General features: G+C 59.5%; 19 protein-coding genes. 10 read left to right on the forward strand and 9 right to left on the reverse strand.

Features of this window, described 5'->3' with window-relative positions:
* The first annotated feature begins 106 nt into the window (after positions 1-106).
* The 6 genes from morA to M5G18_RS19530 all read left to right on the forward strand — a co-directional run bounded on the left by morA (position 107) and on the right by M5G18_RS19530 (position 9,422).
* A complete protein-coding gene (gene morA / locus M5G18_RS19505; RefSeq protein ID WP_007950977.1) occupies positions 107-3,955 on the forward strand; it encodes a cyclic di-GMP receptor MorA in 3,849 nt (1,282 codons plus the stop codon).
* Positions 3,956-4,193: 238 nt separating this feature from the next.
* On the forward strand, positions 4,194-5,447 hold the full coding sequence (gene glyA / locus M5G18_RS19510; protein ID WP_273897768.1) for a serine hydroxymethyltransferase: 1,254 nt from the start codon (positions 4,194-4,196) through the stop codon (positions 5,445-5,447).
* A gap of 256 nt (positions 5,448-5,703) precedes the next feature.
* Positions 5,704-6,255, forward strand: a complete 552-nt coding sequence (locus M5G18_RS19515) for a hypothetical protein (protein ID WP_273897767.1) — start codon at positions 5,704-5,706, stop codon at positions 6,253-6,255.
* Positions 6,256-6,646: 391 nt separating this feature from the next.
* Positions 6,647-7,960, forward strand: a complete 1,314-nt coding sequence (locus M5G18_RS19520; protein WP_085608708.1) for a C4-dicarboxylate transporter DctA — start codon at positions 6,647-6,649, stop codon at positions 7,958-7,960.
* 49 nt (positions 7,961-8,009) lie between these two features.
* The gene (locus M5G18_RS19525; protein WP_273897766.1) at positions 8,010-8,714 is read left to right on the forward strand and encodes a FadR/GntR family transcriptional regulator; all 705 of its coding nucleotides are present in this window, start codon (positions 8,010-8,012) and stop codon (positions 8,712-8,714) included.
* Between the two features lie 24 nt (positions 8,715-8,738).
* Entirely contained in the window at positions 8,739-9,422 is a 684-nt protein-coding gene (locus M5G18_RS19530; RefSeq protein WP_273897765.1) for a GntR family transcriptional regulator, read from the forward strand.
* A gap of 149 nt (positions 9,423-9,571) precedes the next feature.
* Here the strand turns inward: M5G18_RS19530 and yjiA are convergent, their stop codons facing one another.
* The 3 genes from yjiA to M5G18_RS19545 all read right to left on the reverse strand — a co-directional run bounded on the left by yjiA (position 9,572) and on the right by M5G18_RS19545 (position 12,912).
* The gene (yjiA, locus tag M5G18_RS19535; protein WP_273897764.1) at positions 9,572-10,543 is read right to left on the reverse strand and encodes a GTPase; all 972 of its coding nucleotides are present in this window, start codon (positions 10,541-10,543) and stop codon (positions 9,572-9,574) included.
* Between the two features lie 89 nt (positions 10,544-10,632).
* Complete coding sequence (locus M5G18_RS19540; RefSeq protein WP_003228401.1) at positions 10,633-10,830, reverse strand: YbdD/YjiX family protein; 198 nt, start codon at positions 10,828-10,830, stop codon at positions 10,633-10,635.
* Positions 10,831-10,845: 15 nt separating this feature from the next.
* Positions 10,846-12,912 (reverse strand): carbon starvation CstA family protein, encoded by a 2,067-nt coding sequence (locus M5G18_RS19545; RefSeq protein ID WP_273897763.1) that lies wholly within the window; start codon positions 12,910-12,912, stop codon positions 10,846-10,848.
* A 159-nt stretch (positions 12,913-13,071) separates the two neighbouring features.
* On the opposite strand from M5G18_RS19545, the gene M5G18_RS19550 reads away from it, so the two are divergent.
* Positions 13,072-13,440 (forward strand): PilZ domain-containing protein, encoded by a 369-nt coding sequence (locus tag M5G18_RS19550; protein ID WP_273897762.1) that lies wholly within the window; start codon positions 13,072-13,074, stop codon positions 13,438-13,440.
* On the opposite strand, the gene radA is transcribed toward M5G18_RS19550, so the two are convergent.
* Together radA and katB are read right to left on the reverse strand one after the other, a co-directional pair.
* Positions 13,441-14,808 carry a DNA repair protein RadA gene (gene radA, locus M5G18_RS19555; protein WP_007950985.1) on the reverse strand — a complete coding sequence of 456 codons (1,368 nt, stop codon included), beginning with the start codon at positions 14,806-14,808 and terminating at the stop codon, positions 13,441-13,443.
* Between the two features lie 143 nt (positions 14,809-14,951).
* Complete coding sequence (gene katB / locus M5G18_RS19560; protein ID WP_273897761.1) at positions 14,952-16,493, reverse strand: catalase KatB; 1,542 nt, start codon at positions 16,491-16,493, stop codon at positions 14,952-14,954.
* Positions 16,494-16,778: 285 nt separating this feature from the next.
* On the opposite strand from katB, the gene mscL reads away from it, so the two are divergent.
* Positions 16,779-17,192 carry a large-conductance mechanosensitive channel protein MscL gene (gene mscL, locus M5G18_RS19565; protein WP_045121628.1) on the forward strand — a complete coding sequence of 138 codons (414 nt, stop codon included), beginning with the start codon at positions 16,779-16,781 and terminating at the stop codon, positions 17,190-17,192.
* 32 nt (positions 17,193-17,224) lie between these two features.
* Here the strand turns inward: mscL and M5G18_RS19570 are convergent, their stop codons facing one another.
* A complete protein-coding gene (locus M5G18_RS19570) occupies positions 17,225-18,001 on the reverse strand; it encodes a ferredoxin--NADP reductase (RefSeq protein ID WP_273897760.1) in 777 nt (258 codons plus the stop codon).
* Between the two features lie 302 nt (positions 18,002-18,303).
* Between M5G18_RS19570 and M5G18_RS19575 the strand changes: the two genes are divergently transcribed.
* Positions 18,304-19,026 carry a LuxR C-terminal-related transcriptional regulator gene (locus M5G18_RS19575; RefSeq protein WP_273897759.1) on the forward strand — a complete coding sequence of 241 codons (723 nt, stop codon included), beginning with the start codon at positions 18,304-18,306 and terminating at the stop codon, positions 19,024-19,026.
* 151 nt (positions 19,027-19,177) lie between these two features.
* A complete protein-coding gene (locus tag M5G18_RS19580) occupies positions 19,178-20,302 on the forward strand; it encodes a methyltransferase (RefSeq protein ID WP_273897758.1) in 1,125 nt (374 codons plus the stop codon).
* A gap of 69 nt (positions 20,303-20,371) precedes the next feature.
* On the opposite strand, the gene M5G18_RS19585 is transcribed toward M5G18_RS19580, so the two are convergent.
* The 3 genes from M5G18_RS19585 to M5G18_RS19595 are packed head-to-tail and all read right to left on the reverse strand — an operon-like array spanning position 20,372 to position 23,044.
* Positions 20,372-20,539 (reverse strand): DUF2474 domain-containing protein, encoded by a 168-nt coding sequence (locus M5G18_RS19585; protein ID WP_007950992.1) that lies wholly within the window; start codon positions 20,537-20,539, stop codon positions 20,372-20,374.
* Positions 20,540-20,596: 57 nt separating this feature from the next.
* Positions 20,597-21,604, reverse strand: a complete 1,008-nt coding sequence (gene cydB / locus M5G18_RS19590; protein WP_007950993.1) for a cytochrome d ubiquinol oxidase subunit II — start codon at positions 21,602-21,604, stop codon at positions 20,597-20,599.
* Positions 21,605-21,607: 3 nt separating this feature from the next.
* Positions 21,608-23,044, reverse strand: a complete 1,437-nt coding sequence (locus M5G18_RS19595; RefSeq protein WP_102686333.1) for a cytochrome ubiquinol oxidase subunit I — start codon at positions 23,042-23,044, stop codon at positions 21,608-21,610.
* Between the last annotated feature and the right edge of the window lie 101 nt (positions 23,045-23,145).

Here is a 23,145-nt window from a genome sequence, read left to right on the forward strand (position 1 = left end):
GAGTGGGGCTGGCACTTCGCCACAACTCAAGGCATGCTAGCCGCCCCTTGGGCGTCCGGCTTATAGTGCACGTCGCGCCAGTCCAGCCAGACCGCAGGATTACAGCTTGTCCAACGTCACTCCGCCAGCCTCTGTGAGCAGCACCCAACCGGCGCCCGGCTCGTCCCTGCGCGGAACATTGAAAGGCGCGCTGGCGACACTGGTGCTGTTGCTGCTCGCGCTGCTGTTCTGGCAGCTGCTCGATCAACTGCGCGAAACCCAGAAAAACCAGCGTCAGTACACCATCGACTACACCGCCGACCTCGCTGCTCAGGTCAGCCTGAACATGGCGCTGAACGCGCAGATCGCCCTCAATCTGCTACCGATCGTCGAACAGCCCCAGTCGGCCGACGAACAGCAGGCGCTGCTGCGCAAGCTTCAGCAATCGCTGCCCGACTTGCGCAGCCTGGCGTTGCTCAGCCCGTCCGGAAAAATCCTCAGCGACAGCGCCACTGACAGCCACGACGCCGATTACTTGAGCGATCTGGTACGCCGCAGCCGCGCTCAGGCGCATTATTTCAGTAACGCCGACGACGGTTCGGTGGTGCATCTGTTGCTGCATCAGGCCAGTGGCAGCACGCGCGGTTACTGGGCGCTGCGCCTGACGCCGACCTTCTTCGACGCATTGACCAAACAGGGCGACAGCGGTATCCGCCCGCTGTGGCTGGTGGAAAACCGCGTCAACCATCAGATCATCAGCCGCGACGAAGCCCTGCCTTCCTCCAAGACCAGCACCCTGACCCCGGACGATCTGGCCAACAGCGTGCTGACCGTGCCGCTGAGCAGCAGCGACTGGCAACTGCGTGGCCTGTTCGACCGCCAGCATGTGCTCGAACAACTGCTGCCGGCGTTCATCGGCAAATGCCTGCTGGGCCTGGCGCTCTCGCTGCTGCCGTTTATCGCGTTGCTCAACATGCGCCGCCGTCAGCGTCAGGTGCATGAAGGGCGCCGGCGTTATCAGGATATTTTCGAAGGCACCGGTGTGGCGTTGTGCGTACTGGATCTTTCGGGGCTCAAGCAGGTTTTCGAAAAGGCCCAGATCCAGACCAGCGACCAGCTCAAGGCCTGGCTCGACCAGCCGGCGCAGCGCCAGCAATTGCTCCACGAACTGCGGGTCACCGAGGTCAACCAGGTCGCGCTGCAACTGCTCAACGTCAATTCCTGCGACCACGCCTGGCAACTGTTGATCGACGGTCAGCCGCACAGTCAGTGCGCTATCGGCAATCAGGTGCTCGACGCCGTGCTCCAGCAGCAAAAGCAGCTGGAACTGGAAATCAAACTGCCGGACATCAATGGCCGCGACCAGCACCTGTGGCTGGTGTTGCGCCTGCCGCAGGAACAGCACGACTACAAGGCCGTGATCCTGAGCATCAACGACATCACCAGTCGCAAGCTGATCGAGCTGTCGCTGCTGGAGCGCGAAGGTTTCTGGTCGGACGTGGTGCGCACCGTGCCGGATCATCTGTACGTGCAGGACGTGATCAGCCAGCGGATGATTTTCAGCAACCACCACCTCGGCCAGACCCTCGGTTACAACCGCACCGAACTGCATCAGATGGGCGAGTATTTCTGGGAAATCCTCCTGCACCCGGAAGACGCCGACTATTACCATCGCTCGCGGCAGATGCAGCGTCACGCCGGTTACAGCCAGTTGCTGCAATGTCAGCTGCGCTTCCGTCATCGCGACGGCAAGTGGCGGCGCTTCGACATTCGCGAACAGGCGCTGGCCCGGGACAAGCACGATCAGGTCACGCGGATCATCGGCGTGGCCAAGGACATCACCGAGCAGATCGAAGCCAGTGAATCCCTGCGCGACAGCGAACAGCGCTACCGGATGCTCGCCGAAAGCATCAGCGACGTGATTTTCTCCACCGACAGCAAACTCTCGCTGAACTACGTCAGCCCGTCGGTGCAAGCGGTGCTGGGTTATGACGCCGAATGGATTTTCCAGAACGGCTGGCAATCGACCATCGCCAACCCTCAGCAGCTGAGCGGCATCTATCACCTGATGGATCGGGTCAGCAAAGCATTGGGCAAACCCGAGCAACTGGTGATTTTGCGCAGCCAGGTGCAGACTCAGATGTTCCTGTTCGACTGCCTGCGCGCCGACGGCCGCAAGATACCGATCGAACTGCGTCTGGTGCTGGTGTGGGACGAGCACGGCGCCTTCGAAGGCGTGCTCGGGGTCGGTCGCGATATCAGCCAGCAGCGCCGCGCCGAGAAAGACCTGCGCATGGCGGCCACGGTATTCGAGCACTCGACCTCGGCGATCCTGATCACCGACCCGGCCGGTTACATCGTCCAGGCCAACGAGGCGTTCAGCCGGGTCAGCGGCTACGCGGTGAGCGAAGTGCTCGACCAGTTGCCGAACATGCTGACCGTCGACGAACAGCAGGACGCGCACCTGCGCTACGTGCTCAAACAGCTGCATCAGCACAGCACCTGGGAAGGTGAAGTCTGGCTCAAGCGCCGCAACGGCGAGCATTACCCGGCGTGGGTCGGCATCACCGCCGTGCTCGATGACGAGGGCGATCTGGCCAGTTACGTGTGTTTCTTCAGTGACATCAGCGAGCGCAAGGCCAGCGAGCAGCGGATTCACCGCCTCGCCTACTACGATGCCCTGACCCACCTGCCGAACCGCACGCTGTTCCAGGATCGTCTGCACACCGCGCTGCAATCGGCCGAGCGGCAGAAGTCGTGGGTGGTGCTGATGTTCCTCGACCTCGACCGTTTCAAACCGATCAACGACTCCCTCGGCCACGCCGCCGGCGACCGCATGCTCAAGGACATGGCCACGCGCTTGCTGGCCTGTGTCGACGATGACGACACCGTGGCGCGGATGGGTGGCGACGAATTCACCCTGTTGCTGCAACACCGTTCCAGCCGCGAAATGGCGCTGAACCGTGCGATCCACGTGGCCGAGCAGATTCTTGCCAGCCTCGTACGGCCATTCGTGCTCGAAGGTCGCGAGTTCTTCGTCACCGCCAGTATCGGCATCGCCCTGAGCCCGCAGGACGGCAACGAACTCAGCCAGTTGATGAAGAACGCCGACACCGCGATGTATCACGCCAAGGAGCGCGGCAAGAACAACTTCCAGTTCTATCAGGCCGATATGAACGCCAGTGCGCTGGAACGTCTGGAGCTGGAAAGCGATCTGCGCCACGCGCTGGAGCAGAACGAATTCGTGCTGTATTACCAGCCGCAGTTCAGCGGCGACGGTAAACGTCTGACCGGCGCCGAAGCCCTGCTGCGCTGGCGTCATCCGCGTCGCGGGCTGGTACCGCCGGGGGATTTCATCCCGGTGCTCGAAGAACTCGGGCTGGTGGTGGACGTCGGCGACTGGGTCATCAGCGAAGCCTGTCGCCAGCTCAAGACCTGGCACCAGAGCCGCGTGCGCGTGCCGAAGGTCTCGGTGAACATTTCCGCCCGGCAGTTCTCCGACGGCCAGCTCGGCACGCGAATCGCCACCATCCTCAAGGAAACCGGCCTGCCGCCAGCGTGTCTGGAACTGGAACTGACCGAAAGTATCCTGATGCGCGAAGTCAGCGAGGCGATGCAGATCCTTGCCGGCCTGAAGAACCTCGGCCTGAGCATTGCGGTCGACGACTTCGGCACCGGCTACTCGTCGCTGAACTACCTCAAGCAATTCCCGATCGACGTGCTGAAGATCGACCGCACCTTCGTCGACGGCCTGCCGTCCGGCGAACAGGACGCGCAGATCGCGCGAGCTATCATCGCCATGGCCCACAGCCTGAATCTGGCGGTGATCGCCGAGGGTGTGGAAACCCATGAACAGCTGGACTTCCTGCGCGAGCATGGCTGCGACGAGGTTCAGGGTTATCTGTTCGGGCGACCGATGCCGGCGGGACGGTTCGAGGCGCAGTTCAGCAATGATGCGCTGTTCATGTTCGACTGAAGATCGGCGGCGCGATCTTCGCGAGCAAGCTCGCTTCCACAGGGATTGATGTCGATCACAAAATCGCGGGTCGGCCTCGGTTATTGTGCGAACCGGCTGGTCAGCGAAGGCCGGCACGGACGCCACATATCTGGTCATGAACGCCACTTGTCTGCGACATGATGTCGTTTCATATGCCATCCAAAACCCGATGGGTTAGAATGCCCCCCTTTTCTGCCCCCGATCCTTGAGGACCGCCATGTTCAGCCGTGATTTGACTATTGCCAAGTACGACGCCGATCTTTTTGCCGCCATGGAGCAAGAAGCCCAGCGCCAGGAAGAACACATCGAGCTGATCGCTTCGGAGAACTACACCAGCCCAGCGGTGATGGAAGCTCAAGGCTCGGTACTGACCAACAAGTACGCCGAAGGCTACCCGGGCAAGCGCTACTACGGTGGTTGCGAGTACGTCGACGTTGTTGAACAACTGGCCATCGACCGCGCCAAGGAACTGTTCGGCGCCGACTACGCCAACGTTCAGCCGCACGCTGGCTCCCAAGCCAACGCCGCTGTTTACCTGGCCCTGCTGTCGGCCGGTGACACTATCCTGGGCATGAGCCTGGCTCACGGCGGTCACCTGACCCACGGCGCCAGCGTTTCCTCGTCCGGCAAGCTGTACAACGCCATCCAGTACGGCATCGACGCCAACGGCCTGATCGACTACGACGAAGTCGAGCGTCTGGCAGTTGAGCACAAGCCGAAAATGATCGTGGCCGGTTTCTCTGCCTACTCGCAGATTCTGGACTTCCCGCGCTTCCGCGCCATCGCCGACAAGGTTGGCGCCTACCTGTTCGTCGACATGGCTCACGTGGCCGGTCTGGTCGCCGCTGGCGTCTACCCGAACCCGGTTCCATTCGCTGACGTCGTGACCACCACCACCCACAAGACCCTGCGCGGTCCACGTGGCGGCCTGATCCTGGCCAAGGCCAACGCCGACATCGAGAAGAAGCTGAACTCCGCCGTATTCCCGGGCGCCCAGGGTGGCCCGCTGGAGCACGTGATCGCCGCCAAAGCGATCTGCTTCAAGGAAGCACTGCAGCCTGAGTTCAAGGCTTACCAGCAACAAGTGGTGAAAAACGCCCAGGCCATGGCCAGCGTGTTCATCGAGCGCGGTTTCGACGTGGTTTCCGGCGGTACTGAAAACCACCTGTTCCTGCTGTCGCTGATCAAGCAGGAAATCTCCGGTAAAGACGCCGACGCCGCTCTGGGCAAAGCGTTCATCACCGTGAACAAGAACTCCGTACCAAACGACCCACGCTCCCCGTTCGTCACCTCCGGCCTGCGCTTCGGTACTCCGGCTGTGACCACTCGCGGCTTCAAAGAGGCTGAGTGCAAAGAGCTGGCTGGCTGGATCTGCGACATCCTGGCTGACCTGAACAACGAAGCGGTAATCGACGCCGTTCGTGAGAAAGTCAAAGCCATCTGCAAGAAACTGCCGGTATACGGGGCTTAATAGGCTCGCACTACCGTTGACAAAAAAGCCCGATCTTCAATGATCGGGCTTTTTTTTTGCGCACATAACAAGCGAAGGATACATAAAGTTTTCAGAACCGAAAAACTGCTGCGCCAAACAGCATTAGAACCATCAAACAATTTGATGCACATATACCCTCCACACATGACTCTCAAACAGCACATTATTCATACCCTGCGCATGAGCAAATAAGCTCCTGCCTCAAAAAGAATCAAATGGATATTGAGAGAGCAACATGAGTACCGACCGACAAAAATCCTTTATTGCAACCATTGGCATCCAAACTAATCTGGTGCACTTTCTTGACGTGGTAAATGGCAAGCAAGCGACTGTAACCTCTCCCCTGTTCAGTGGCGGGCACTTCACTGGAAGGCCGCAATCACGTGATGACTCACATCTCTTGGGCTTTCGCCCGGAACCCCGTCTGACCCTGTATTTCAGACATACCGACCGAGGATACAGGCTCTATATTCGAACCCCCGGGCCCTATTACGGAAAATGTCTGAGCCTTGATAAAAACGGAATACTGGGAGCCTTTGCACCCGAAGGATCGAACGTTTATCAACTTATAGGCAAACAGGGCAACACACTTTCAATTGACGCCCATGAATCAGACAGGCTGGAGGCATACCTACAAGTCTCAGGATCGCCAGGTTTGTTGCACACACACCAGCTCCACGACTCCAAGTTCACTTACTTCGCCGACAAAGGCGGAAAACCATTTAAATTCCATTTTAAAATTCTTGAGCGAAACGCCTCTTTCACTGATCAGCCTGAGGAAATCTGATCCCTCAAATTTTATTGTGTAGCCGATCAACTAAATGATTGGCTACACAGAAACAGGCTGCCCCCAGATGCACTGCAAGTCATAACTTTCTCCATCGTCAAAAACCCGTAACTCCAATCACTTCAGAACTCTGCAGTGCCACTGATAACCAACATTCCCGATCCCTGCACCTGATCGTCAAACCCTTCAGCCCTTCTGCGCATGGAAAATGAGCCCCTGACCGCCACTGGTCAGACCGGTCATGCCAATTACTGATTTTTCACTTGCAGCCGGAGAAAAACAGCGCCTAGACTGCACCCGCACTGGACATACCGGTAAGACCACAATAATTAAGTCCTGAATCTGATGCGCCCCGCGCACGGCAGCCAGGACACCGACCAGGATTCCTCCCATGCTCAGATGGTGCTCGCGTTCAATCTTCCTCCAAGTGGTTCTCGGACTGGTGCTCGGCATCGTCTGCGGGCTGACCCTCCCTGAATACTCGGCCCAGCTCAAACCGCTCGGCGACGGTTTCATCAAACTGATCAAGATGCTCATCGGCCTGATCGTGTTCTGCGTGGTGGTCAGCGGCATCAGCGGCGCCGGCGACCTGAAGAAGGTCGGGCGCATCGGCCTCAAGTCGGTGATCTACTTCGAAGTGCTGACCACCATCGCACTGGTGATCGGTCTGGTGTTCGCGTTCAGCACCGGGATCGGCAGCGGCGCCAATATCCATCTGGAGCAACTGTCCGCCGCCGACATGGGCGACATCGCCGAACGCGGTCAGCACATGCACACCACTACTCAGTTCCTGATGGACCTGATCCCGACTTCGGTACTCGGCGCTTTCGCTGACAACAACATCCTGCAAGTGCTGTTGTTCTCGGTGCTGTTCGGCAGCGCGTTGAATCTGGTGGGCGAAGCGGCTTCCGGGATCTCGCGGCTGATCAACGAGCTGAGCCATGTGATCTTCCGGATCATGGGCATGATCGTGCGTCTGGCGCCGATCGGCGTGTTCGGCGCCATCGCCTTCACCACCAGCAAATATGGCCTCGATTCGCTGCAACACCTGGGCAGCCTGGTCGGCTTGTTCTACCTGACCTGCATCGCCTTCGTCGCGCTGATTCTCGGTCTGGTAATGCGTCTGTCCGGCCTGCGCATGTGGCCGCTACTCAAGTACCTGCGTGAAGAACTGCTGATCGTCATGGGCACCGCCTCCTCCGACGCCGTGCTGCCGCAGATCATGCGCAAGCTTGAACACCTGGGCATCGGCAGCTCGACCGTCGGGCTGGTGATTCCAACCGGTTACTCGTTCAACCTCGACGGCTTTTCGATCTACCTGACCCTGGCCATCGTGTTCATCGCCAACGCCACGGGCACGCCGCTGGCCATGACCGATCTGCTGACGATTTTGCTGGTATCGCTGATTACCTCCAAAGGCGCCCACGGCATTCCCGGTTCGGCGCTGGTGATTCTGGCGGCCACGCTGACAGCCATCCCGGCGATTCCGGTGGTCGGTCTGGTGCTGGTGTTGGCGGTGGACTGGTTCATGGGCATCGGCCGGGCGCTGACCAACCTGATCGGCAACTGCGTCGCCACCGTGGCCATCGCCCGTTGGGAAAAGGACATCGACGTGCAGCGGGCGAACAAGGTGCTCAACGGCGAGCAGGGCTATAACTTTCAGCCGAGAAAAACGGTCGCTCAAGCGGCGGCCAAAGAATTCTGAATGAGCGCCGTGCCTGCGCCAATGCAGGCACGGCACATGGAGCGAACACGTGATTACTACCTCAACCGTCGTCAACTCAGTGGTGGAAAAACTCCGGGCCGCGCTGGCACGTGGTCAGTGGCGCTCCGGCGAGATGCTGCCGGGTCAGCGTGAACTGGCCGAGCAACTGGGCATCAGCCGCCCGAGCCTGCGCGAAGCGGTGATCGTGCTGGAAACCCTCGGCCTGGTGCGTTCGATGCCGGGCAAAGGCGTGGTGGTCCTCGACGCCCAGACCAGTGACAACCAAAGCCACGACAGCGCAGTGGCCGGCGCCAGCCTCGAAGACGTGCTGCAACTGCGCTACACCCTCGAACCGTTCATTGTCGGTCTGGTGGCGCAGTCGATCAGCAGCAAGGAAGTCGGCCAGTTGCGCCTGACCCTGATGGACATGCGCGAAGCCCTCGAAGCCGGCGACAGCGAAGCCGGGGTCAGTGCCTACATCGCGTTCCATGAAGAGCTGTTCACCCTGACCTCGAACCCGATTTTCCAGAGCGTGGTGCAACAGACCAGCAACGCCCTCAAGCAAAGCGCCGAGGTACTGCGCAATTCGCCGGAGCATCTGGCCGAACGCCTTGAGGAAAACGAAGCCGTGGTGCGCGCGATCCGCAGCAAGAACAGCGCCCAGGCCAGCGCCGAAATGCGCCGGCACATCCTGCGTGAAGGCCAGCGGATGGGCATCGAACTGAACATCCCGGATGACAACCTGAGCCACTGAAACGCCTCACACTGGAGACCGGCCATGAACAGTCTTGCCACGCCGTCGCACCCTCGCCCGACCTCGGCGGCCCTGCCCTTCTCCCGCCTGCACGCGCCGGTGGACGATCTGTATCCGCGCCTGTTCGACGCAATCCTCGAACAGCGCATCGATGCCGCCAGCCGTTTCACCGAAGAAAGTCTCAAGCAGATGTTCGGTGTCAGCCGCGCCGATGTGCGTCGGGTGCTGACCCAGTTGTCCCACGAACAGATCATCGTGCTACGGGCCAACCACCGGCCGCGAGTGGCCGCGCCGGATGCCGAGCAGACACGTCAGGCACTGCACGCCCGAAGCTTGGCCGAGAACACGCTGGTGCGATTGGCTTGTCAGCATGCGCAGGCTGAAGATCTGAAGCGCCTGCGAGCGTTGATCGAACGGGAGCGTCAGGCTGTGGATAAAGATCGGCGCGGGGCGGCAATTCGTTTGTCCGGGGAGTTTCATTTGCAGGTAGCGAAAATGGCGCGGAATGCACCGTTGGCGCATTTTCTCGGCACGTTGGTGCCGCTGACCTCACTGGCGATTGCGCGATGCACTGAGCAGACGCACAACTGTTGCGCGTGGCAGGAGCATCTGGCGTTGGTTGAGGCGTTGGAGCGTGGAGATGTTTCCAGAGCCGGTATGTTGATGAATCGGCATTTGGAACATCTTGAGCAGACGTTGCTGGGTTAAGCCCTCGAACATTGTGTTGCTGGCTAAATCGCCATCGCTGGCAAGCCAGCTCCCACAGGGTTTGAGGTGATCAAAAATATTGTGCCCTCTGCTTAACCTGTGGGAGCGGGCTTGCCCGCGATGACTTCATCACGGGCACCGAACATCCCTCAGCCTGCCACGACCCGAGCAAACCCCGCCCGGATTTTCTCTTCCGGCAAATCGTCGGCGATAAACACGATCACGCTTTCCCGCGCCTCGCCTTCCGCCCACTCGGTGTCCCAGTCGAAGCCGTAGAGTTTCAGTACGCCCTGAAACACCAGCCGCCGATCTTCCCCCGCAATGTTCAGCACGCCCTTGTAACGCAGCAATTGCTTGCCGTGCTCTTCCAGCAACTCGTTCATGAACTCGCTGAGCTGATCGATATCCAGCGGCTGATCGGTACGCAGCACCAGGCTGGAAATCCGGTCGATGGACGGCGCCTTGCTCACGGGCCGCAAGCTCACCCCGCCGCCGAGATCGGCATTCAGGTTGAAACCGCGCACATCGAGCAATTCAGCCAGATCGATTTTGCCGTGCTCCGCCTCGCGAATCGGCGCGCGGCGGTTGATGCGGGTCAGGCGTTCGCTGAGCGAGGTGAATGCAGCCTCGTCCACCAGATCGGTCTTGCTCACCAGCAAGCGGTCGGCAAAACCGATCTGCGCCTGGGCGATGGTCTGGGTCAGGTGCTGTTCGGCGTGGGCCGCGTCGACGAGGGTGATGATGCCGTCGAGCAGGTAACGCTCGCGCAATTCTTCGTCGATGAAAAAGGTCTGCGCCACCGGGGCCGGGTCGGCCAGGCCGGTGCATTCGATGACCAAGCGATCGAAGGCGATTTCGCCGCTGTCCAGCCGTTCGAGCAGCAGATACAGGACTTTGGTCAGGTCGGTGTGGATGGTGCAGCAGACGCAGCCGTTGGCCAGGGTCATGACTTGCACCGGCTCGTCGCCCAGCAATTGGGTGTCGATGCCGGCGTCGCTGAATTCGTTTTCGATCACGGCGATTTTCAGGCCGTGCTCGGCTTTCAACAGATGGCGCAGCAAGGTGGTCTTGCCGGCGCCGAGGAAACCGCTGAGCACCGTGACCGGGATGGGAGAAGACAAACTCGATCTCCTTCAATTGCACAAATAAAAATGGGAGCAGGCCGAAAGACCTGCTCCCACCTCAACTCTGCTGAACCGCGATCAGCGGATCAGCAGCACTTCGGCCCACCCTTGCCACCGTAACGGGCTTCCTGACGTTCGCGAAAGAACATCTCGTAGCTCATCACCGGTTTGTCCGGGTGTTTGGTCTGCATATGCTCGACGTAGGTGTCGTAGTCGGGCATGCCGACCATCAGGCGCGCGGCCTGACCGAGGTATTTACCGAGGCGACTCAGGTCATTGAACATGCTGCAATCCTCTGGTTACGCGTCCGGCAGGGCCTGGAATGGCGATTCTTTGTCCGTACGCTCTTTTTTGCCCCAGGCGGCGATGCCGACCTTGAGCGCATAGAACAGGATGCTGAATACCACGAACAGGAACAGCGCGGTCAATGTAGCGTTGGTGTAGGCGTTGAAGACCACGTGCTGCATCTGCTCGACGCTTTTCGCCGGTGCCAGCACCTGACCGTTGGCCAGTGCATCGCTGTACTTCTTGGCCAGCGACAGGAAGCCGATCGCAGGGTTGGCGTCGAACAGCTTGATGAAGCCAGCAGTCGTGGTGCAGATCAGCAGCCAGGTGGCCGGCAGCAGGGTGACCCAGATGTAGCGCTGGCGCTTCATCTTGATCAGGACCACGGTGCCGAGCATCAGCGCGATACCCGCCAGCATCTGGTTGGAAATGCCGAACAGCGGCCACAGGGTGTTGATCCCGCCCAGTGGATCGACCACGCCCTGATACAGCAACCAGCCCCACATCGCCACACAACCGGCGGTGGCGATCAGGTTGGCGGACCAGGATTCGGTACGTTTCAGAGCAGGAACGAAGGAGCCGAGCAGGTCTTGCAGCATGAAGCGACCGGCGCGGGTGCCGGCATCGACTGCGGTCAGGATGAACAGCGCTTCGAACAGGATCGCGAAGTGGTACCAGAACGCCATGGTGTTTTCACCCGGCAGGACACTGTGCAGGATCTGCGCGATACCGACCGCCAGGGTCGGCGCACCGCCGGCACGGGCCAGGATAGTGGTTTCGCCGATGTCATGCGCCACGGCTTGCAGGGCTTCCGGGGTAATTGCAAAGCCCCAGTTGCTGACCGCAGTTGCCACGGACACCACGTCACCGCCGACCACGGCGGCCGGGCTGTTCATGGCGAAGTACACGCCAGGCTCGATCACCGAGGCAGCGACCATGGCCATGATGGCCACGAACGATTCCATCAGCATGCCGCCGTAACCGATGTAACGGGCGTTGGTTTCGTTATCCAGCAGCTTCGGCGTGGTCCCGGAAGAGATCAGCGCGTGGAAACCCGATACCGCACCGCAAGCGATGGTGATGAACAGGAACGGGAACAGACCGCCCTTCCACACCGGGCCGGTGCCGTCGACGAACTGGGTCAGTGCCGGCATTTTCAGCTCGGGCATGGTCACCAGGATGCCGATCGCCAGAGCGACGATGGTACCGATCTTGAGGAACGTGGAGAGATAGTCACGCGGCGCCAGAATCAGCCACACCGGTAGCGAAGCGGCGACGAAACCGTAACCGACCAGCATCCAGGTAATTTGCACGCCAGTGAAGGTGAAGGCCTTGGCCCAGACCGGATCGGCGGCAATCTGCCCACCCAGCCAGATCGAACCCAGCAGCAGCAACACGCCGACTACCGAGATCTCGCCGATGCGACCCGGACGGATGTAGCGCATGTAGATGCCCATGAACATCGCGATCGGGATGGTCGCCATCACGGTAAAGATGCCCCAAGGGCTTTCAGCCAGGGCTTTCACCACGATCAACGCCAGCACCGCGAGGATGATGATCATGATCAGGAAGCAGCCGAACAGGGCAATGGTGCCGGGGATACGGCCCATTTCTTCACGCACCATGTCGCCCAGCGAACGGCCGTTGCGACGGGTCGACATGAACAGAACCATGAAGTCCTGCACCGCGCCCGCCAGCACCACGCCGGCGATCAGCCACAGCGTACCGGGCAGATAGCCCATCTGCGCCGCCAGTACCGGGCCGACCAGAGGCCCCGCGCCGGCGATGGCCGCGAAGTGGTGACCGAAGAGAATGTGTTTGTTGGTTGGAACGTAGTCCAGACCGTCGTTGTTGAGCACGGCGGGGGTGGCCCGACGCGGATCGAGTTGCATCACATTGTTAGCGATGAACAGACTGTAGTAACGGTACGCAACCAGATAAATGGCCACGGCGGCGACCACAATCCACAAGGCGTTGATCGCCTCGCCTCGGCGCAATGCCACTACGCCAAGGGCGCACGCTCCTACGATTGCCAGCAGCAGCCAGGGTAAGTGGCGTAGCAGGCTATTATTATTTTTCATTTTATTATTCCAGCCAGGGTGGACAAGAAAGACAGCCACCCCGAGTTTAGCGCTACTGGCGGCAAAGGCCATACCCCGACATTGGTCTAGACAGTCCATTCGTTGGCATCACCCCGCCGGTCGGGTCTATAGTCAGCTGACCTTCCTGAGGATTGCGCCATGAGCGAGCACCCGTCCGAGCGTCGCCGCTTCAAACGTATCGCGTTCGATGCCAGAACCGAATTGAGCCAGGGCGAATACATCTGGCCGGTGAAGCTGATCGACCTGTCGCTCAAGGGATTGTTGATCGAGCGGCCCGAGCCCTGGCTGGGCAATTCCGAGCAGGACTTTTTCGTCGAGATTCACCTGAGCGAGGACGTGCACATTGAGATGGATGTGCAACTGGCTCATGAAGATCACGGCCAGCTCGGTTTCGTGTGCCGGCATATCAGCCTGGAGTCGATTCAGCGCCTGCGTCGCTTGATCGAACTCAATCTGGCCGACGAAACCGAACTGGAACGCGAGCTCGGGGCGCTGATTGACGTCTGATCACTCGAACAACGAGTCCAGCGCCTGCTCCAGACGTGTCACCGCAATGATCTGCAAGCCTGGCGGCGCTTCCTTCGGCGCATTGCCCTTGGGCACGATCGCGCGCTTGAAGCCGTGCTTGGCGGCTTCCTTCAACCGCTCCTGACCGCTCGGCACCGGGCGCACTTCGCCGGACAGGCCAACTTCACCGAACACCAGCAAGTCATGGGGCAACGGCCGGTTACGCAGGCTCGACATGACGGCGGCCATCAAGGCCAGGTCGGACGCGGTTTCCAGCACCTTCACCCCGCCGACCACGTTGAGGAACACGTCCTGATCGTGGGTCGGAATGCCGCCATGACGGTGCAGCACCGCCAGCAACATCGCCAGACGATTCTGATCCAGGCCCAGCGTGACCCGACGCGGGTTGGCCAGATGACTGTCGTCCACCAGTGCCTGGACTTCCACCAGCATCGGCCGAGTGCCTTCCCACGTCGCCATCACCACACTGCCCGGGACTTCTTCCTGAGCGCGGGTGAGAAAAATCGCCGAAGGGTTGGAGACTTCTTTCAGACCCTTGTCGGTCATGCCGAACACGCCCAGCTCGTTGACCGCGCCGAAACGGTTTTTCACCGCCCGCAGCAAACGCAATCGCCCGTCAGACTCGCCCTCGAAATACAGCACGGTATCGACCATGTGCTCCAGAACCCGTGGCCCTGCAAGCGCACCTTCCTTGGTCACGTGGCCGACCAGGAAAATCGCCGTACCGCTTTGCTTGGCGTAACGCACCAGCAATGCCGCACTTTCGCGTACCTGGGACACGCCGCCCGGGGCCGATTGCAGTTGCTCGGTAAAGATCGTCTGGATCGAGTCGATCACCATCACCTTGGGTTTTTCCTGGCGGGCAGTGGCGATGATGGTTTCGATGCAGGTTTCGGTCATGACCCGCAGTTGATCCTGCGGCAGGCCCAGGCGGCGCGCGCGCATGGCGACCTGTTGCTGGGATTCCTCACCGGTGACGTACAGCGCCGGCATGCTCTTGGCGAGATTGCACAGGGTCTGCAAAAGGATCGTCGATTTGCCGATGCCGGGGTCGCCGCCGATCAGCACCACCGAACCGTCCACCAGACCACCGCCAAGCACTCGGTCCAGCTCGCCGGAGGCAGTGGAGAAACGCGGAATCTCTTCGATGCTGACTTCGGCCAGGGTCTTGATCTGGGCCTGCTGTCCGGCCCAGCCGGTACGCCCGCTCGGGGCGGCCGCACCGCCGCTCTCGACCATGGTTTCGGTCAGGGTGTTCCAGGCGCCGCATTCGCCGCACTGCCCGGCCCACTTGGGAAAGGTTGCGCCGCACTCGGTGCAGCCGTACATGCGCTTGGCCTTGGCCATCTGAACCCCCGACAAAAACCGCGATGATAACGCAGCCATCGCGGATCAGCGCGGCGCGCCGGAACGGATTTCTCCGCTGGCCAGACGCACGGCGCTGCTACCTGTCAGTCCCCGGCAATTGCCGGGGCTTGAAAGGGTCGCTGTCAGTCGACCAGTTTGGCCGCCAACGCCTTGACCCGATCCAGGTCACCCTTGGCCACTTTGGTCACGCCAGCACCGTATTCCGGATCCGCCATATAAAGGAAGGACAGCATGATGTGCTTGCTCTCGTCATCGGCGCCCGCCAGCGAACCGCCAAAGCTCTCGATCAGATCCTGGCGCTCCTTCTTGCTGAACGAGCGATACAGATCACCGGCCTGCCTGAAGTTCTGCTCGCGCTGGATCTTCACCTGTTGCGTGCTGCCCTGCAGCGCGGTCTGGCTGTATCGCGCACCTGGCGTCTCTTCACGCGGCTGCAGACGGCTTGGCTGATAGTTGACTCCCGAGGTGCTCGCACCGGCATTCATCGCGCCGTCCTGATTGCCATTGTTGACAGCGGTTTTAGCGGCATTGACCGGCAATTGCAGGGCGTTGGCGCCCAGGCGATACATTTGCGTGTCGGCATAGGCAAATATCCGGCCTTGCAGCAGACGATCTTCCGAGGGCTCGATGCCCGGCACCACATTCGAGGGTGCCATGGCCACTTGTTCGGTTTCCTGGAAAACATTCGCAGGATTACGGTTCAAGACCATTTGTCCAACTTTTCGCTCTGGAACACCTGGCCAGATCTTGGTTGCATCAAGAGGATCGAAGTCAAACTTGGACAAATCTTGCGGATTCAAGACCTGGATGTACAAGTCCCACTTGGGAAAGTTACCTTTGTTAATATTTGTTACCAAATCGTGAGTCATGTGACTGTAATCCCGGCCCTGAACTTGCACAACTTGTTGCGGATCGAGATTCTTGATGCCCTGCAAACTTTTCCAGTGAAACTTCACATAGTGCACATCTCCTTTAGCATTAACCAACTTGTAGGCATGGACGCTGTTGCCGTCCATCTCCCGATAACTGGCAGGGGTTCCGGAGTTGGAATACAACTCGGTCAATGTGCGAGTGGCTTCCGGTACATGGGAGAAGAAATCGAAGCGGCGTGAATCATCATCAAGGTTGGTGCGCGGATCGGGCTTGAAGGCGTGCACCATGTCCGGGAACTTGATCGCATCGCGGATGAAGAATGTCGGGAAGTTGTTACCTACCAGATCCCAATTGCCGTCGGCAGTGTAGAACTTGGTCGCGAAACCCCGTGGGTCACGCAGGGTTTCCGGGGAGTGGTTGCCGTGAACCACCGCCGAGAAACGCACGAACACCGGCGTGACCTGGCCGGCGGTGAACACCTTGGCCTTGCTCAGATCACTCAGATCGTTGGTTGTGGTGAACGTGCCATGGGCACCGGTTCCCCGGGCATGCACGACGCGTTCGGGAATGCGCTCGCGGTCGAAGCGTTGCAGCTTCTGAATCAGCTGGACGTCCTGTAACAGTACCGGGCCATTGGCGCCCGCGGTTTGCGAGTTCTGGTTGTCGCCGACCGCCGCGCCGTTGTCACGGGTCAGCGGTGCGGCGTTCACGGAGAGGGTCAACAGGCCGGCGGCCAATACGCCGACAGTACGGCGATAGGGAATAACCCCTGAACCAAGTGTGGAATTCATTTCAGGTTCCTCTGTTTTTTTGAGGCGCATCCAGGTGCGCCAGACAGAGGCTAGAAGCTCGTTTCGCCAAACCTAAATAGAAAGATCACAACGCCGTGATTGATTATTTTTTCTTCAGGATCAGCGGCTTGCAGCGTATCCCGCGCGCGATTAGTGGCACTTTGCAAACTAATTGCGAATTGGTGTGTCGATAAAAACGGGCTTTGTAAGAAGGTGTTGCGCGCAGGACGCGTTATGCTGATTTACACTGCGTACACCAAACTCATCTGTAACAAGGAAATAACTATGGGCGTGCTCAGCGAGTTCAAGGCCTTCGCGGTCAAAGGCAATGTGGTCGACATGGCCGTCGGTATCATCATCGGCGCGGCCTTCGGCAAGATCGTTTCGTCGTTCGTCGGCGACGTGATCATGCCACCCATCGGCCTGCTGATCGGCGGGGTGGATTTCAGTGACCTGGCCATTACGCTGAAAGCCGCCGAGGGCAATGCCCCTGCGGTGATGCTGGCGTACGGTAAATTCATCCAGAGCATTCTTGACTTCGTGATCGTCGCCTTCGCGATTTTCATGGGCGTCAAAGCCATCAACCGCTTGAAGCGCGAAGAAGCCGTGGCGCCTACCTTGCCGCCGGTCCCGACCAAGGAAGAAGAACTGCTGGGCGAGATCCGCGATCTGCTCAAGGCCCAGAACAACCGGCCTTGAAGACGGAAACGGCGCCTGAGGGCGCCGTTTTCTTACCAGTAGTTTTCTACCGCGACCTGCCCCGGTCGCCGGGTCAGACTCAAGGCCATGCCCCGTTGCTTGAGCAAGGCCCGGGTGTCATCGATCATCTGTGGATTACCGCAAAGCATGACCCGCGAATGCGCCGGGGTCAGTTCGACGCCTGCCACCCTCTCCAGTTCGCCATTTTCGAGCAACGTGGTGATGCGCCCGTTGAGGGCACCGGCATACGGCTCACGGGTGACCACCGGAATGAACTGGAATTTGTGCGCATATTCAGCCAGGTAGTCGCGCTGCGTCAGCTCGGCAATCAGCTGTTGATAAGCCAGTTCCCGCGCCTCCCGCACGCTGTAGACCAGAATGATTCGTTCAAACTTCTCCCAGACTTCGAAGTCCTGAAGGATCGACAGAAACGGCGCCACCCCCGTGCCTGTGGATAACAGCCACAGATCCCGGCCATCAATGAAGCGATCCAGCGTGAGATAACCGAAAGCCTGGCGCTCGATCAGCAAGGTATCTCCCGCTTTCAGCCGACTCAGTTCGCTGGTGAACTCACCACCCGGCACGACGATGGAAAAGAATTCGATAAACTCGTCGAACGGCGAAGACACCATCGAGTAAGCGCGCCACACCGTGCTGCCGTCCTCACGGGTCACGCCAAGCCGCGCGAATTGCCCGGCGCGAAAGCGGAAACCGGCATCCCGCGTGGTACGCAGGGTGAACAGGTTCGGGGTCAGCGGTTGTACGTCGAGCAATGTCTGGCGGCTGAATTTTTCGCTGCTGGCGGTCATCGGTTTACTCCATCAACACGAACCCCAGTGTTACGCATACTTTCCCGAAGAAACACTGACAGTTTGTGATGACATTGATTAGTGCAAATACTCCAGAAATCACTAATTAACTTTTAGATCAATTTTTTTACATGATTACGAACATGTAAAGAATCGGTTATGAATATTCCGGATAAAGCCACTGTTCAAGAGCAAAAAATTTTAAACAACCCACAGGAAACGTCCTACACTCATTTCCGTATCTTCCTTCTTGGATCCAATACGATACCCCCTCGCAAAATGATTTCTGGAGAAAACTCAAAATGGAAAGGTGGAAGGAGTACCAGATAGAACAGCTGACGCGCGCGAAGGAAATCGAGAACGCTTTTCCGATTCTGAAAACATTCGCCAATAACATTGGTTTCCAGTTTTGCGGCATTCAAGTCTCGCGGCCGTCCTCCCCGTCATTCAAACCGTTCTATATCAATAACTTCACAACAGCCTGGAATGACGAATACGAAAGCTACTACTGCACCAATGATCCGATAACAGCATATTGCCATCAATCCATGCTGCCGTTTCTCTGGAGCAGGAAAGCATTCTCGAAAGCTCCGTCAATGTGGGATGCACTTCAAAATCACGGTATGGGACATGGCTGGTCGCAGTCTTATATCAACGAAGAAAACGACCTGTGCTGCACCATCAGCCTGGCACGCACCCACTGCGAAATCTTCGCATTGGAACTGTACGATCAGTACGGTGTGATGCACTTCATCACGCAGCATTTGAGTGAAATGTTTCTTCGAGTGCTCCCTCCGCTTCCGAGCAAGCCGCCGCCAGTACACCTCTCTACCCGTGAACTCGAAATTGTGAGGTTGTGCGCCTACGGCAAGACTGCCTGGGAAATCGGTCAGATTCTGAACGTGGCCGAGCGAACCGTGAACTATCACATCAAAAATCTGATCCTCAAGTTCAACGCCTGCAACAAGATGTCAGCCGTCACCGCCGCCATCAGGGGCGGGTTCGTTCCCATTCAACCGCACTGAAATCAGACAAGAATTACGAATAAAAAAACCGTACTATTTACAGCCTACCTGAGTGATGTCGTGAGCTCTCACGCCGCTGTACACTCGGTCGGTTCCGCCGCACGACCCCTGGGCCGCGGGCCATCCGTCGATTACCCAGAGTCCCCGCCCCATGCCTTTGCTTGAGACCCCGTTCGCCCAACTTGATCTGATCCGCCAGCCCGAACAGCAGAACGAACCGCTGCAAGCCTTCGATGCGGCCGACGAATACCTGCTCAATCATCTGGCAGAACAGAATCTGCCGGCACAGACGCGGATTCTGGTGCTCAACGACAGTTTCGGGGCGCTGGCCATCAGCCTGTCAGGCAAGGTGCAGGTCAGCACCAGCGGCGATTCGTTCCTGGCGTTTCAAGGTCTTGAAAAAAACCTGCTGCGCAACGGCCAGGCATTCGATGCACTGCGCGGCATTCCCGCCAGCGAGCCACTGGTCGGCCCCTTTGACCGGGTACTGATCCGCGTCCCGAAAACCCTGTCGTTGCTGGAAGAACAACTGATTCGCCTGCAGGGTCAATTGGCACCCGGCGCTCAGGTGGTAGCAGCGGCGATGGTCAAGCATTTGCCCCGCGCTGCCGGTGATCTGCTGGAACGCTACATCGGCCCGGTTCAGGCTTCGCTGGCCGTGAAAAAGGCACGCTTGCTGATCGCCACGCCCGAGGCCAAAACGCCAGCCGTCTCGCCCTACCCGACCCGCTATCGCCTCGACGAGCCAGCCATCGAACTGCTTAACCACGCCAACGTGTTCTGCCGTGAAGGGCTGGACATCGGCACTCGCGCCTTCCTTCCGCACCTGCCAAAAAACCTCGGCTCTGCGCGGGTCGCCGATCTTGGCTGCGGCAACGGCGTACTGGCCATCGCCAGCGCCCTGCAAAACCCCGACGCGCATTACACGCTGGTGGACGAATCGTTCATGGCCGTTCAATCGGCGGCCGAGAACTGGCGCGCGGCGCTGGGCGAACGTGAAGTGATCGTGCGCGCCGGCGACGGTCTGGCCGGACAGGAAGCGCAGTCGCTGGACGTGGTGCTGTGCAACCCACCGTTCCATCAACAACAGGTGGTCGGCGACTTCCTCGCCTGGCGCATGTTCCAGCAGGCCCGCGAAGCGCTGGTGGTCGGTGGTGCGCTGTACATCGTCGGCAACCGTCACTTGGGTTATCACAGCAAACTGGCGCGGCTGTTCCGGGGTGTCGAGCAGGTCGCAGCGACGCCGAAATTCGTGATCCTCAAGGCCCGTAAATAATCCGGGCAAAAAAAACCCTCCGGTCGGAGGGTCAAAAATCCGTGCCGCAAGGCAGCGGGATGGGAAGTCTCAGTGCGTGGTCAGACCTGCTGCATTCATGAACATGCGCATCAGGCTGGCGACGATGAACAATGCACCGACGCTGCCGACCCAGATCATGGCCAACCAGCCGAGCCGCTGCCACAGCGGCTTTTTTTCGGCTTCTTCAATGTCGTGCAGGGAATGTTTGCCGGTCATGCTTGCATCCTCCGGTTGAGGGAGATGGCGCCGCGGTCGGCGCCATCGTGATCACCATTAGTGATAACCGTCTTCGTGGGTGACCTTGCCGCGGAACACGTAGTAGCTCCAGAAGGTGTAACCCAGGATGAACGGGATGATGAACAGCGTGCCCACCAGCATGAAGCCCTGACTTTGCGGTGGTGCGGCGGCGTCCCAGATCGAGATCGACGGCGGTACGATATTCGGCCACAGGCTGATGCCCAGACCGCTGTAGCCGAGGAAGATCAGCACCAGCGTCAGCAGGAACGGCATGTAGTTGGCATTACGTGCCACCGCGCGAATCAGACCGTACATCGTCACCAGCACCAGAATCGGCACCGGCATGAACCAGAACAGATTCGGCATGCTGAACCAGCGGGTCGCAATTTCCGGGTGGGCCAGCGGCGTCCACAGACTGACGATGCCGATCACCGCCAACAGCACGAAGGCCAGAGGACGCGCCAGATTGTGCATCTGCTCCTGAAGCTTGCCTTCGGTCTTCATGATCAGCCAGGTGCAGCCGAGCAAGGCATACGCCACCACCAGCGCGGCGCCGCAGAACAGCGTGAACGGCGTCAGCCAGTCCAGTGAACCGCCGGCGTATTGCCGGTTGACCACGGGCAAGCCGTCGATGAACGCGCCCAGCGCCACGCCCTGGAAGAACGTCGCCGCCACCGAACCACCGATGAACGCCTTGTCCCACAGGTGGCGCTTGTCGTCCTTGGCCTTGAAGCGGAACTCGAACGCCACGCCGCGGAAAATCAGCCCGATCAGCATGAAGATCAGCGGCAGGTACAGCGCCGACAGCACCACCGAATACGCCAGCGGGAACGCGCCGAACAACGCCGCGCCGCCCAGTACCAGCCAGGTTTCATTGCCGTCCCACACCGGGGCGACGGTGTTCATCATCACGTCGCGGTCGACTTTGCCTGGGATGAACGGGAAGAGAATCCCGATCCCCAGGTCGAAACCGTCCATGACCACGTACATCATGATCCCGAAGATGATGATCACGGCCCAGATCAGCGGAAGATCAATACCCATGACTCAAATCTCCTTGGTCAGGCTGCGGTCGTGTTCGGCGCCATCGTCGTCGGCAGCGGACAACGGACGGGCCGGCGTGCGTTTCTGGCCAGGACCACCGTCGTTGGTTTCCTTGCCTTCGTCGGTCTTCGGCCCTTTGCGCACCAGGCGCATCATGTAGCCCAGACCCGCACCGAACAGCGCGAAATACACCACCACGAACATGATCAGCGTGATGCTCATCTGCATGAAACTGTGGTTGGAAGACGCATCCGCCGTGCGCATCAGCCCGTAGACCACCCACGGCTGACGACCGATTTCAGTGGTGAACCAGCCCGCCAGAATCGCGATCAGACCGGACGGCCCCATCCACAGCGCCAGGTACAGGAACGGCCGCGACGTGTAGAGCGTGTCGCGCTTGCGCAGCCACAGGCTCCAGAGGCCGGTGAAGATCATCAGGAAGCCGAGGCCGACCATGATCCGGAACGACCAGAACACGATGGTCGAGTTCGGCCGGTCTTCCGGCGGGAATTCCTTGAGTGCCGGGACCTGTTTGTCCAGCGAGTGCGTCAGGATCAGGCTGCCGAGGTACGGGATCTCGACCGCGTATTTGGTTTTCTCTTCCTTCATGTCCGGCCAGCCGAACAGGATCAGCGGCGTCGCCTCATTGCCATGGTTTTCCCAGTGGCCTTCGATCGCGGCGATTTTTGCCGGCTGATGCTTGAGCGTGTTGAGGCCGTGGAAGTCACCGATGACCGCCTGGATCGGCGCAACGATCAACGCCATCCACATCGCCATCGACAGCATGGTGCGGATCGCCGGGTTGTCCTTGCCCCGCAGCAAGTGCCAGGCCGCCGAGGAGCCGACGAAGAAGGCCGTCGCGACGAACGCGGCAGTCGCCATGTGCATCAGTCGATACGGGAACGACGGGTTGAAGATGATTGCCAGCCAGTCGGTCGGAATGACCTGACCGTTGACGATCTCGAAGCCCTGCGGCGTCTGCATCCAGCTGTTGGAGGCGAGAATCCAGAAGGTCGAAATGAGCGTGCCGATGGCCACCATGACCGTGGAGAAAAAGTGCAGCTTGCGCCCGACCTTGTTCCAGCCGAACAGCATCACGCCAAGGAAACCGGCTTCGAGGAAGAACGCCGTAAGCACTTCATACGTCAGCAATGGGCCGGTGACGGAACCGGCGAAGTCCGAGAAGCGACTCCAGTTGGTGCCGAACTGGTAGGCCATGACCAGCCCCGAGACCACACCCATGCCGAAGTTGACGGCAAAGATCTTCGACCAGAAATGGTAGAGGTCACGGTAGGTGTCGTTGCCGGTTTTCAGCCACAGGCCTTCCAGCACCGCGAGATAGCTCGCAAGACCGATGGTGATCGCCGGGAACAGGATGTGGAACGAGATGGTGAACGCGAACTGAATTCGGGCGAGATCTAGTGCCTCTAAACCGAACATAAGCTTTCCTCTATCAGATAACGGTTCCAAGACTGGCGGCCTTGGACCACTGCCCCCACGGGTATGGAGTGCGGCGAACTCGGATTCGTTCTTCTTTTTAC

This window comes from Pseudomonas aphyarum, assembly GCF_028657055.1.
In the GTDB taxonomy this organism is placed as follows: Bacteria; Pseudomonadota; Gammaproteobacteria; order Pseudomonadales; family Pseudomonadaceae; genus Aquipseudomonas; species Aquipseudomonas aphyarum.